Origin of the sequence: Janthinobacterium sp. HH106, from assembly GCF_001758725.1 — a bacterium.
In the GTDB taxonomy this organism is placed as follows: domain Bacteria; phylum Pseudomonadota; class Gammaproteobacteria; order Burkholderiales; family Burkholderiaceae_D; genus Janthinobacterium.
This window is the reverse complement of sequence record NZ_LRIC01000016.1, coordinates 131223-143977: the sequence shown is the minus strand read 5'-3', so window position 1 is coordinate 143977 and position 12755 is coordinate 131223. Positions and strand designations below refer to the sequence as shown.

11 protein-coding genes and 1 pseudogene are annotated in these 12755 nt (G+C 55.2%); 6 read left to right on the top strand and 6 right to left on the bottom strand.

What is annotated here, in order from left to right; genetic code table 11:
- Window positions 1–214: 214 nt before the first annotated feature.
- Entirely contained in the window at window positions 215–781 is a 567-nt protein-coding gene (locus JAB8_RS08980) for a phasin family protein (protein ID WP_070224506.1), read from the top strand.
- 153 nt (window positions 782–934) lie between these two features.
- On the opposite strand, the gene JAB8_RS08975 is transcribed toward JAB8_RS08980, so the two are convergent.
- The 6 genes from JAB8_RS08975 to JAB8_RS08945 form a co-directional block, all read right to left on the bottom strand.
- Entirely contained in the window at window positions 935–1654 is a 720-nt protein-coding gene (locus tag JAB8_RS08975) for an ABC transporter ATP-binding protein (RefSeq protein ID WP_070289244.1), read from the bottom strand.
- Window positions 1651–2424 carry an ABC transporter ATP-binding protein gene (locus JAB8_RS08970; RefSeq protein ID WP_034747484.1) on the bottom strand — a complete coding sequence of 258 codons (774 nt, stop codon included), beginning with the start codon at window positions 2422–2424 and terminating at the stop codon, window positions 1651–1653. Before JAB8_RS08970 ends, JAB8_RS08975 begins: the two co-directional genes overlap by 4 nt.
- 12 nt (window positions 2425–2436) lie before the next feature.
- Window positions 2437–3654: an ABC transporter ATP-binding protein gene (locus JAB8_RS08965; RefSeq protein WP_070289243.1), complete on the bottom strand. Its 1218-nt coding sequence runs from the start codon at window positions 3652–3654 to the stop codon at window positions 2437–2439.
- A 22-nt stretch (window positions 3655–3676) separates the two neighbouring features.
- A complete protein-coding gene (locus JAB8_RS08960; RefSeq protein ID WP_034747477.1) occupies window positions 3677–4606 on the bottom strand; it encodes a branched-chain amino acid ABC transporter permease in 930 nt (309 codons plus the stop codon).
- 294 nt (window positions 4607–4900) lie between these two features.
- On the bottom strand, window positions 4901–5848 hold the full coding sequence (ispH, locus tag JAB8_RS08950) for a 4-hydroxy-3-methylbut-2-enyl diphosphate reductase (RefSeq protein WP_070224502.1): 948 nt from the start codon (window positions 5846–5848) through the stop codon (window positions 4901–4903).
- A gap of 9 nt (window positions 5849–5857) precedes the next feature.
- Window positions 5858–6313 carry an FKBP-type peptidyl-prolyl cis-trans isomerase gene (locus JAB8_RS08945; protein WP_070224501.1) on the bottom strand — a complete coding sequence of 152 codons (456 nt, stop codon included), beginning with the start codon at window positions 6311–6313 and terminating at the stop codon, window positions 5858–5860.
- 120 nt (window positions 6314–6433) lie between these two features.
- On the opposite strand from JAB8_RS08945, the pseudogene radC reads away from it, so the two are divergent.
- The 5 genes and pseudogenes from radC to JAB8_RS08920 form a co-directional block, all read left to right on the top strand.
- Window positions 6434–6952 (top strand): annotated as a pseudogene (gene radC / locus JAB8_RS08940) (DNA repair protein RadC); the annotation flags it as partial.
- Between the two features lie 53 nt (window positions 6953–7005).
- Window positions 7006–8472 carry an integrase gene (locus JAB8_RS08935; RefSeq protein ID WP_070289241.1) on the top strand — a complete coding sequence of 489 codons (1467 nt, stop codon included), beginning with the start codon at window positions 7006–7008 and terminating at the stop codon, window positions 8470–8472.
- Complete coding sequence (locus JAB8_RS28955; protein WP_139142982.1) at window positions 8465–10267, top strand: hypothetical protein; 1803 nt, start codon at window positions 8465–8467, stop codon at window positions 10265–10267. Before JAB8_RS08935 ends, JAB8_RS28955 begins: the two co-directional genes overlap by 8 nt.
- Before the next feature lie 25 nt (window positions 10268–10292).
- Complete coding sequence (locus JAB8_RS28950; protein ID WP_139142981.1) at window positions 10293–12278, top strand: hypothetical protein; 1986 nt, start codon at window positions 10293–10295, stop codon at window positions 12276–12278.
- A complete protein-coding gene (locus JAB8_RS08920; protein WP_070289238.1) occupies window positions 12275–12670 on the top strand; it encodes a hypothetical protein in 396 nt (131 codons plus the stop codon). Before JAB8_RS28950 ends, JAB8_RS08920 begins: the two co-directional genes overlap by 4 nt.
- Window positions 12671–12755: the final 85 nt, after the last annotated feature.

Sequence of the window (12755 nt, the reverse complement as noted above, 5' to 3'; positions counted from 1 at the left end):
CAAATATTTCTCTTTAGAAACAATGACTTTTGATGCAAATCTATTCAATTGTTGCATCGCACAAGAAACGCTTGACTTCGTTTTTTTTCGCCGTAGAATAGGGTTTGTTGCGTTGCACAATTCTTGTTCAGCTTGAAAAATTTAGATTCACCTGCTTTCCCAAACGGTACACGCAGCATCAAATTAACCAGATTTCGATTTTTTGGAGATTTATATGTTTTCAATTCCTGAGCAATTTTCGTCCGCTACCAAAGCCAACCTGGAAGCCCAATTCGCCCTGTTCTCGTCGCTGACGGGCAAAGCCTTCGAAGGCATCGAAAAGATCGTCGAACTGAACCTGACCGCTGCCAAAGCGACTCTGGAAGAATCGACCGCCGCCGCCAAGCAATTGCTGTCGGCAAAAGATCCACAAGAATTCTTCTCGCTGAGCGCTGCTCAAGCCCAGCCTAGCGCCGAAAAAGCCATCGCTTACGGCCGTCACCTGGCTGCCATCACGTCGGGCACGCAAGCCGAGTTCAGCAAAGCTGCTGAAACGCAAATCGCTGAAACCAACCGTAAAGTCCTGTCCCTGGTGGAAGAAGTCACCAAGAACGCGCCAGCCGGTTCGGAAAACGCCGTTGCCATCCTGAAAAGCGCCATCGGCAACGCCAATGCAGGCTACGAGCAGTTCTCGAAAACCAGCAAGCAAGCCGTCGAAGCCATCGAAGCGAACCTGACCTCGGCCGTGAACCAGTTCACGCAAGCGGCTGAAAAAGTCGTTCCGCGCGCTGCCGCCAAGTAATTCCTGCGCGACCGCCACGGCGGTCCGCTAAGTAATCCTCGGGGGTTACTTTAGTACCAGCTCCTCCAGGCATCCATCCCGCACTTCCCTGACGGATGCCATTATGCCCCAGCCCTGCTGGGGCATTTTTTATGCGCTTTTACTTTCCCGCCCTTACTCCCCCAGATACGCCGCCTTCACGCGCGGATCGTCGAGCATGGCCGCCGCGTTGCCGCCCATGGTGACCAGGCCGGAATCCATCACATAGCCGCGGTGCGCCGCCTGCAGGGCCAAACGGGCATTCTGTTCGACCAGCAAGATCGTGATGCCTTCGGACGACACCTTGCGGATCACCTCGAAGATTTTCTCGACCATGATGGGAGACAAGCCCATCGACGGCTCGTCGAGCAGCAGCAGCTTCGGATGGCTCATCAGGGCGCGCGCCATGGCCAGCATCTGCTGCTCGCCGCCCGACAGGGTGCCCGCCATCTGCGCCGCCCGCTCCTTGAGGCGTGGAAACACGTCGAACCACTTGGCAATGTCATCTTCGACACCAACCTTGTCCGTGCGCGTGTAGGCGCCCATCATGAGGTTTTCGCGGATCGACATGCGGGTAAACACGCCCCGCCCTTCCGGCACCATGGCCAGCTTCCGCTCCACCAGGTGAAACGACTTCGTGCCCTTGAGCGATTCGCCCAGGTAACTGATCGTGCCTTCGATCTTGCACGCAGGCAAAGTGCCCGTGATGGCTTTCAAGGTCGTCGTCTTGCCGGCGCCGTTCGCGCCGATCAGGGCGATCAGCTCGCCCTGGTTGACTTCCAGGTCGATGCCTTTCACGGCCTTGATGCCGCCGTAAGCCACGTGCAGGCCCGCCACCTTCAATATATTGCTCATGCGTGCGATCCCCCCAGATAAGCCTCGATGACGGCCGGGTTTTGTTGTATTTCGGCCGGCAAGCCTTCCGCGATGCGCTTGCCATACTCGAGCACCGTGATGCGGTCGCACAGTCCCATCATCAGTTTCACGTCGTGCTCGATCAACAGCACGGTCTTTCCTTCAGCCTTGATTTTCACCAGCAACTCGCGCAGGGCCAGCTTTTCCGTCGCATTCATGCCGGCCGCCGGCTCGTCGAGTGCCAGCAGTTGCGGGTCGGTGGCCAGCGCGCGGGCGATTTCCAGGCGCCGCTGGTCGCCGTACGACAAGAAGCGCGCCGTGCGGCTGGCGAACTGGGCGATGCCGACAAAATCGAGCAGCTCCATCGCCCGCTTGCGGATCGATGCTTCTTCCTCGCGCGCCGCCTTGTGGCGGAAGATGGCGCCGAACACGCCCTGGTGCGAGCGCACGTGGCGCCCCACCATGACGTTTTCCAGCGCCGTCATGTCGCCAAACAGCCGGATGTTCTGAAACGTGCGCGCGATGCCCGCCTTCGCTACCTTGTGCGGCGCGGACGGCGAATACGGCTTGCCGGCCAGCTCGAAAGTGCCCGTATCGGGCTGGTACAGGCCCGTGATGACGTTGAAGAAGGTCGTCTTGCCGGCGCCGTTCGGGCCGATCAAGCCGTAGATCTGGCCTTGCCGGATGGTAATGCCCACGTCGGTGAGCGCCTGCAAGCCGCCGAAACGTTTATTTACGCCGGCGATATTGAGAATGATCTGTTCGCTCATGCTATCCCTCCCTTACGCGGACACGACGCCGGTGGATTTGTTGGGCTGGTCGACATCGTGGTCGGGCCGGTCTTCGTGCTTCGGCGATGGCCACAAGCCGGCGGGACGGTTGAGCATGATCAAGACCATGGCCAGGCCGTAAAGCAGTTGGCGCAATACTTCCGCCTCGATCACCACGTGGCCGAACAGCGCCTGCTGGGCCGGTTCCACCACGTGGCGCAGCACTTCGGGTATCGAAGCAAGGATCACGCCGCCGAGGATCACGCCGGGGATGTGGCCGATGCCGCCCAGCACCACCATGGCCAGCACGGCGATCGATTCCGTCAAGGAGAACGATTCCGGCGAGACAAAGCCCTGGAACGAGGCGAACATGGCGCCCGCCACGCCGCCGAACGAGGCGCCCATGGAAAAGGCCAGCAATTTGACGTTGCGCGTATTGATGCCCATGGCTTTGGCGGCGATCTCGTCTTCGCGGATGGCCACCCAGGCGCGGCCCAGGCGCGAATGCTGGAGGCGCTTGGTGACGAACACGACAGCGATGCACAGGAAGAGGAATAAAAAGTAATAGGCGTTCACGGACGGCATGGAAAAACCGGCCACCGTCACGGTGCTGTTGGTGCCCGCCTCGCCCGCCAGGTTGACGCCGAAGATGCGGATCGGGTCGATCAGATTGATGCCTTGCGGCCCGTTCGTGAAATTGATCGGATCGTTCAAATTGTTCATGAAGATGCGGATGATCTCGCCAAAGCCCAGGGTCACGATGGCCAGATAGTCGCCGCGCAACTTGAGCGTTGGCGCGCCCAGCAGGGCGCCGAACAGGCCGGCAACAAAGGCGGCCAGCGGCACGATGAGCCAGATCGACAAATGGATGCCGTGCTCGCGGATTTCCGGCCCCATCAGCTGCACCAGGGTTTCGCCCAGCACGGGATACTGGTTCACCACCGATTCGAGCAGGATGGCGAACTGGGGCGACGCCAGCAAGGCCGTCAGGTAGGCGCCCACGGCGTAGAAGGCGATGTAGCCGAGGTCGAGCAGGCCGGCAAAGCCGACGACGATGTTCAAGCCCAGGGCCAGCATGATGTAGAGCAAGGCCATGTCGATGATGCGCACCCACGAATTGCCGAACTGGGCGGCAAAAAACGGGAACACCATCAGCAGCGCGGCCAGACCCAGCATGCCGGCGTAGGCTTTGGTCGGATTCTTCTTAGCGTCAAAATCGAGTAGTGCCATGATTTAATCTCCCAGTGTCACATCAGGCACGGTCGGCCACGCGTTCGCCCATGATGCCGGACGGGCGCAGGGTCAGCACGATGATCAGCACGACGAAGGCAAAGATATCCTGGTAGTGGCTACCCAGGAAGCCGCCCGTGATGTCGCCGATATAGCCGGCGCCCAGGCTCTCGATAATGCCCAGCAAGATACCGCCCAGCATGGCGCCGTAGATATTGCCGATGCCGCCCAGCACGGCCGCGCAGAATGCTTTCAGGCCGGGGATGGCGCCCATGGAAAATTGAATCGATGCATAGTTGGCGCCCCACATCACGCCCGCGACGGCCGCCAGCGCGGCACCGATGGCAAAGGTGGCAACGATGACCTTGTCGGAATCGACTCCCATGAGTCCCGCCACGCGGGGGTTTTCCGCCGTGGCGCGCATGGCGCGGCCCATGCGTGTTTTTTCCACCAGCAATACCAACCCGCCCATCGACAAGGCAGCCAGGGCCAGCAACAGCACTTGCGTTTGCGAAATCACGGCGCCGCCTATGTTGATGGGGTCGGTCGACAGCAATTGCGGGAAGGGCAAGGGATTGCGCGTCCAGATCATCATGGCGAAGGTTTGCAGCAGTATGGAGACGCCGATGGCGGTAATCAGGGGGGCGAGGCGGGGGGCGTTACGGAGGCGGCGGTAGGCGACCCGCTCGATGATGATGTTGACCAGAATACAGATGGGGATGGCGCCGAGGATGGCGGTGGCCAGTTTCAAATAGCCGGGCCAGTCCGGTACATAAATGCCCAGCAGCTTGAGAATGGTCAAGCCCACCATGGCGCCGATCATGAGCACGTCGCCGTGGGCGAAGTTGATCAGGTTCAACACGCCATACACCATGGTGTAACCGAGGGCGACTAAGGCATACATGCTGCCCAACACCAAGCCGTTGATGATCTGCTGGATGAATGTATCCATGATTGCCCTATCAAATATGCATTTTTCGGGAACAACTTCCACCAGAACATGTCGCTGATACAAAAACGGCACCGGAGGAAGAAATCCTGCAGTGCCATCCCTGGACCGTTCTCACCAGCATGGTGCACGCACTCAAAACGCGCGTGACCTTGCTTAGTCATAACGACAACATATTCAAGCTTGAGGCAATCATAACGATCTTTTGCAAAAACTAAACTTGGAATAAATCGATCATTTCCGAATTAAATTTTGTTTTTAGATGACTCCTCATCGATACTCCATCGTCCCGCAGGCTCAGGCGACGTCGCGCTTGATGCCATCGAGGCCTTTCGGCATCGGGAACGTGACGGCTTCCTGCACGCCATCGAGGGGGCGCACGCTCTTCACGCCGCACTCCTTCAAGCGGTCGATGACGGCTTGCACCAGCACCTCGGGCGCCGAGGCGCCAGCCGTCACACCCACGCGCAGCTTGCCTTCCAGCCAGGCGGGGTCGATCTGCGAGGCATTGTCGACCATGTAGGCAGGCGTGCCCATCTTCTCGGCCACTTCGCGCAAGCGGTTCGAATTCGAGCTGTTCGGGCTGCCCACAACGATCACCACTTCCACTTGCGGCGCCATGAATTTCACGGCTTCCTGGCGGTTCGTGGTGGCGTAGCAAATGTCGCCTTTTTTCGGCTCGGCGATATTCGGATATTTCGCTTTCAAGGCCGCAATAATGTCGCTGGTGTCGTCAACTGACAACGTTGTTTGCGAAACGTAGGCCAGGCTCTCCGGATTGGCGACCTGCAATTTCGCCACATCTTCGAGTGTTTCCACCAGATGCATGCCCATATCGGCCTGGCCCATCGTGCCTTCCACCTCGGGATGGCCGTCGTGGCCGATCATGATGATCTCGCGGCCTTCGCGGCGCATCTTGCCCACTTCCATGTGCACCTTGGTGACGAGCGGGCAAGTGGCATCAAAAATGCTCAGGCCGCGCGATTCCGCCTCGGCGCGCACGGCTTTCGACACGCCATGCGCGGAAAACACGAGCGTATTGCCAGCAGGCACGTCGTCGAGGTCATCGATAAAGATGGCGCCCTTGTTGCGCAAGTCGGCCACCACATAGGCGTTGTGGACGATTTCATGGCGCACGTAGATCGGCGCGCCAAATTGCTGCAAGGCGCGCTCGACGATTTCGATCGCCCGGTCAACGCCAGCGCAGAAACCGCGGGGCTGGGCCAGTAACAGTTCTTTATCCATCGCTATTCCTTACAGAACCGAAATGAGCTTGACTTCAAAACGCAACGGCTGGCCGGCCAGCGGATGGTTGAAATCGAACAGGGCGGAGTCCTCGCGCATTTCGCGCAGCACGCCGGCAAAACGGCCGCCGCCCGGCGCGGCGAAGTCGACCAGGTCGCCGATCTTGTAGTCGGCGCCCGGCACGGAGTTTTCGTCCAGGGTCGCGCGCGAAACGGACTGCACCAGCTCGGGATTGCGCTCGCCAAAGCCTTCGCCGGCCGCCAGCTCGAACGTCTGGTGCGTGCCTTCAGGCAAGCCCAGCAGACGCTGCTCAAGGAATGGCGCCAGCTGGCCCTGTCCCAGCATCAAAGTAGCAGGATTTCCGCTGAAGGTAGTGACAATATCAGTACCGTCAACAGTAGCAAGACGATAATGCAGGGTGAGGTAAGCCGCTTCGGTGACGACTGCTGGTTGCTCGTTGGACATAGTAGTTTTCAGGTAACTGGTGCAAAACGATATTGTAAGCCACACTGGCCGCGCCTGCCCCATGGCTTCGTCAAAGAAGGCCACACTGGGGCGCGCGCCGGTACCAAACAGGAGAACAGCATGGGCATCAAGGACTGGCCGGCCGGCGAACGGCCGCGCGAACGCCTGATCGAGGATGGCGCGCAATCGCTGTCGGACGCGGAATTGCTGGCCGTCTTCCTGCGCACGGGCGTGCGCGGCAAGAGCGCCGTCGAGCTGGCGCGCGACACGGTCGAGCACTTCGGCTCCCTGCGGGGCCTGTTCGGCGCCAGCCTCGTGAGTTTTTCCGCCGTGCACGGCATGGGCAGCGCCAAGTTCGCGCAGCTGCAAGCGGTGCTGGAACTGGCGCGGCGCGCCATCATCGAGGACTTGCAGGCGGGACAAGCCCTCAATTCGCCGCACGCCGTCAAAGACTATTTGCGCCTGACCCTGGGCAACCTGGCGCATGAAGCGTTTCACGTGTTGTTTTTGGACGTCAAGAACCGCCTGATCACGACACAGGAAATGTTTCGCGGCACCCTCACCCACACCAGCGTGTATCCACGCGAAGTGGTGAAACAGGCGCTGCTGCACAACGCGGCCAGCGTCATGCTGGCCTATTAGCCTGTTTACTATCTATTTGCACGATTCGCCTGTTACGCTAATATGGACCCATGTCACATACGAAAACGAACGTTTACGTACTACCGATCCTGCGATTGACCGCCGTTAGTGAAGTCTCTGGCGACGGATTTTTACCGGTTGATCATCAGATAAATGGTTTAAAAGTCAAGTATTGGCGTAAAGCTGAATTTGACGCCGCTTCCCACCGAAATTTGTTTGCCAAATTTCCAATCGTACTAAACGCTGATGGGAGCCCATGGGATCCGGCCGTTCTCTGGCTAATGGACAAAGCGAAATCCAACCCTAATAAATTGAGCTCCCTGCTCCCGATTGCGCAGGCATTGAGGGACTACAAGGTTTTCCTCGATGACTACGGTTTTGAGTGGAGCGACTTTTCCTCGATTGAGAAGCTCCTACGACCGACCTACGTATACATGACCCATCTAAAGGAACTAGTAAGTTCCGGACAGATTAAGCCGTCGACGGCTAACAGACGTATGGCTACGGTTATTGGACTGTACCGCTTCGCGCAGTCCGACCAAAGATTGAGATTCAAGCCAGCCAATCAACCATGGGTAGACAAAAAGATCACGATACGATATCAGGACGCCGTAGGGTTCAGTCGAGTCAAGGATATCGCAACGACGGATCTTCGAATACGCATTCCGTCGGAAGCGGATGCGTTGAGCGATACCATCAATGACGGCGGCAAACTCAGGCCAATGACGGTGGAGGAACAGAAGGTGCTGGTCGGCGCCCTGCGAACGCTTAACAACACCGAGTTCTCCCTCATGCACTATCTGGGCCTGTTGACAGGAGCACGAGAGATGACTGTCATGACCCTTCGTCTGAAAGACTTCCTATCAGCACCCTCTGCAATTTCCTCATGGCCATACAAAGTTCGTTGCGGTCCCGGGACCGGAATCGACACCAAGCTTGATAAGAGCAACGTCTATCTAAACATTCCTAAAGCGCTATATGAAATGCTTTACGTTTATGGATTGTCAGAACGCGCTATGAAGCGTCGAGCCAAGTCACGCTTGGTTGATAGCCCTCTTAACTATCTTTTCCTCACCAGGCAAGGCAACCCGTACTACGAGGGAAAAGACGACCGCAATACAGTACGCGAAAAGAACGGACACTTGAGGCGCACCTCGGCCCAAGGACAGAGTCTTCGCGGGTTCATCACAAACCATGTGATCCCTGAAGTGCGTAAAACCCTCCCCAACTTCCGTTACAAGTTTCATGACACACGTGCAACCTTCGGGATGAACTGGATTGACCATGTGATGGGAACCGAGAACTCGGATAGCAAGAAGTACTACTGGGCGATAGATCAACTTCGAAAAATGATGTGGCATAAAAGCACGGCCACAACTGAAAAATACCTGGAATATCGAAGTCACAGGCATCATCTCGACTCTGCCATGCAAGGCTGGGCATCACATCTGCTCAAGTTGATCGAACCAGACCCTCAGCATGAGGATCATCCTAATGACTTGGACGCATATGACTGAAATGATTCGCGTCACCCCGCAGGACTTAATGAGGCTCCCTACGCTGGAATTCCCTTTCAAAATGGTCCCTTCCGTATGGGGACCTGGAAGAACCGTCCTTCGCTTGGATAACGGGAAAAAGGTGCCAATATTTACGTGGCTATATCTTGAGCGTAGTATCGCCAGCGCTATCCATTATTTTAATCCTGCCTCCCTGTCTGCCGCAAGAGCAGCTGCGGTTCCACAAGCAATCCAACGCCTCTCGGATCATTTCCGACTATCTGCGTTAAGCCCTAATACTGTCTACGTCTTGCTCTCGACCTTCGCTCAGTTCTTAGCATGGATTGACAACAAAGAACACGGTGGCTTATTCGAGCCGATACTCGCGGACCCAACTTTGGTATTGCCTGCGCTCGAACTCTACCATCGTTATCTAACGTGGCGGATTCAATCCAACGCTCTTCATCGTAATTCAGCCGCCAATATGGAAGCAGCCGTACTACAGGTCATGAACGTCATCCATGATCGCGCATATGGCGAGGAAACCAATAAAACTAGCAGAGGCATCCCAAAAATAACTCAAGCGCCAAAAAGCGAGGATGTCGCACAATTTATGTCCACGTTAACGGCAATCTTCGACTCATCTTGTCGAATTCTGGAAGCGGGCAGTGCCCTACACACCGATGGAACCTGGCAACTATCTCTCTCGACTACCGACGCTAGCAATGTGAAGAGCCTGCCTAAAGGTTTCTGCCGCGTACGACTATTGGAGCTGGCCGCATTGTCTTATGTTGGACTAGTCATTGCTGACTCAGGTGCGAACCTAGCTCAGATACAAGCATTTGAAGAACCCAAGGATTTATTGAAGCAATTAACCGAGCCTGATCGGGTTAACCTGACGCAGAAAGTCATCAAGTTGCGGGCAGGGGGGAAAACTGTACCGGTTACCATGACCGCAGTGACATTCACACGGCTACGGCGTTACGCAAAGATCCGCGATCAAGTTATCGAACTGCTCGGATGTAACGATATTGTTCCCTTCTTCTTTAAATGTGAATACGCGTGGGCTGTAGACTACATTGGTAACCGCAGATCAAGGGTCGAGCTCATGAAAGCCATAGCGATACAACCGATCTCGGCTTACTTTCTCGCCCTACTTCGCAAAAAGATCGCGACCGCTGGCGCGAAATTACCCGCTGTAACGCTAAGGCAACTACGGACGCACAAACAACAACACCTAGTGCGTCACTACGGACTGAAAGTGGCAGCTGATGGGATGGGTCATACCATCGCAACGGCAGTCAAGGCATATTGCGCAGCGCAGGAAGGGGTTCAGGCAAATGACATCGGGCGGTTTATGTCATCGCTGCATAAAACCATAGTTTACCGAGCTCAAAATAGGTCAAATGCGCTGGTGTCCACACCTGCCGGTGAATGTGCATCGCACGGCAACCCAGAGCCATCGGACACTGCCCCTGCCGTCAATCCTGACTGCAGGCAAATGGAGGGCTGCTTTTTCTGCGAGCATTTCCGCGTTCATGCCGATATGGAGGATCTCCGCAAACTGCTCTCCTGTCGCGCAGTACTTCTGAGGCTCGGGCATCTTCAGGGTGAATCCGCACAGGCGGATCGTGTGTACGGTTCAGTTATAGGACGTATCGAGTTTTTGCTCAACGAACTCCGACAGATTCTGGGTCCAGATACATTCGTGCAGATTGAGGCCGACATCGAAACAGGCAACCTGACCCCCTACTGGACCGTCAAGGTCCAGCAACTCGGCTTACTGGGCCTAATCACCACTGTGGCACAAAGCTAAACATAAAAACACTCAACGCCAAAATATGGAAAAGCAATTTAGCAAATCTACCGTTGCAGAAATGTCATTACCCGAAACCAGCGGCTCAAGAAATAACTGGCAGGAGATCACTCCCAGGCCGTACTTTGATCCAAAAACCGTTGTTGCTCGAAACCCCAATGGTGAAATCTTGTCGCTCTACGAGGATACTTCGTGGGACTACAGTGCACAGTCTAGGGACGGCGTAAGTGCCCAAACACTCCATTTTTGGCGCGCACCGGATGGAGCGAACGATCACGCCCTGATTGGACAACTCTACGAACAACACAAGGCCCTAGTATGGATTGTTGCAGACCGCGGAGACATAAAATCCTTCAGAACACTATATATGTATAACGCAGTCGGGAAATATTGCTGCACCATTGCATATCATAAGAGAATCAATTTATTCTCTTTACTTAATGATGTCGAAGAGATGGGTACAATCTGCGACGAGATGAATGAAGGTGAACTGAATGCGATTAATGGACTAGTTCAGACGCTCTGGCGCCATCGCAAAAAACTTCTCGTAAGCGATATCGAGATGCAGCGCGAAAAAATAACAATAAAGATCAGATCCACTCAATCAAGGCTTCCAGAAAGAAAACAAACCCCCTTAATACCCTCTAGAATTTACTGCTTGATTTTAGCTGGTTTGCTAGATGGGCTGAGCACGATCGAGCGCGACCTTGATGTGCTATTAGATGCCCTGAGCAAAAGCATTAACATAAATGTTAAGATCAAAAGGGAACTACCAATGGCCAGTCCTCGACAAATCGCAGGTATACGCGGCATAGCACTTGCTGAGGCTGCCGACCGTCTACGCCCTCTAGGGTGGAAAGCAGAGTGCTCCAAAAGCTTATACGGCTTCATTCTTGGAAAAATAACTACCTTTCAGACACATCTAATGCACACCGTAGCTGCATTCTCTGGCATGCGTATTGGGGAAGTAAAAATCCTTCCGCTAACCGGGGTATTCGATACCTTCCAGAACCGAGGACAAACTCACTATTTGATCAAGGGCTATACCCATAAGCTTGAACGCGGTATGAAAAAGCCGACGGAATGGGTCACAATCGACCAAGGACATCGTGCCATAAAACTTGCTGCGCGCATTGGACAAACCATATTAACCTTGCACGGAGGGATACTTCAAAAAGGACAGGAAGCTCTATTGTTTCCCTCCACCAAGAATCCATATCGGATGATGTCCCCATCTCCATTCTTATCTGGCCAGAAGTATCTAATTAAGACGGTCTGCCCCGAGATCACGGCTGAAGACATCGACGAACTAAATCGGCTGGAGTTAGAACGAGGATGGGACCGAAATCATATTGAAGTTGGCAAACGCTGGCCATTGGCGATGCACCAGTTGCGCCGCAGCCTAAGTGTTTATGCACATCGGAGCGGAATGGTCACCCTACCTGCGTTAAAGGCACAATTGCAGCATATTACGGATGAGATGCGAGCCTACTACGGTGATGGGTGGTCACGTGCGGTCAATCTGGTATTTGAAAAAGATCACTTCAGTCAGGAGTGGAATGCTGCAAAAACTGAAAGTAGCTACTTCGGGCTGACAGGGGCACTTCAGCTTGCATTCGATGAGGGGGACGAACTGTTGGGTCTCGGCGCACAACACATGAAGCAAATCGTTTCAGCGCGCAGCCGCCAACAGACTTTGGCGCTAATCAAAAGTGGTACGATTGCCTATAGAGATACTCTGCTCGGCGGGTGTGTAAGCACCCAAGAGTGCAAGACAATGCCTCTCACCCCTATTAACTTCGAATGCGTAGAATCCAACTGCGCAAACCTCGTGGTACGCAGCAAGCGCCTAGACTTAGTGATCCGGACACAGGAGAGCGTCGTCGCACTGCTAAACCGCGATGATAAGGGTTCTGTGGCTCAGAGGTTGGAGACTGAGCATCTTGAGCGCATGCTGCTAGCTAGAGATCGACTGAAGCGGAGCAAGGCCAAATTGGAGGCTACATTATGAGCGCAAAACTACAAGTTGAAAAATACTTCCAAGCACTGCAGCGCCTCATTGATCGGGGCGCCAAGATCAACAGTGATGCGGTTTCCTTAGAGGCTGGCAGCGGCCGAGGCAGCATAAAGAAGAGCCGTGTCGCTTACACTGATCTCATCGCCGCTATTGATGCGGCAGCTCTCATGCAAGCAGAGGCCCGGGCCGAATCTGATCCCGTGTCATCGCTACAGGAACAAAAAGCGAACCTTATTCGTATGCTGGACGGTGCCCTGGAGCGCGAAGTCGCACTTTTGAGCGAGGTCTACAACTTGCGCGAGGAATTACTGCAGTTGCGTGAGCAAATGTTCAATATGAGGTTGGTGTTGATCCCCGCTGCCACGATGTCGCGCAGCCTGACGTAATTTTAACCAAGCACCGACCACAGCATTCAAAACACACTACAGATTCATATACCAAGTCGCCAAGCCGGCAGTTCGACGAGTGGCG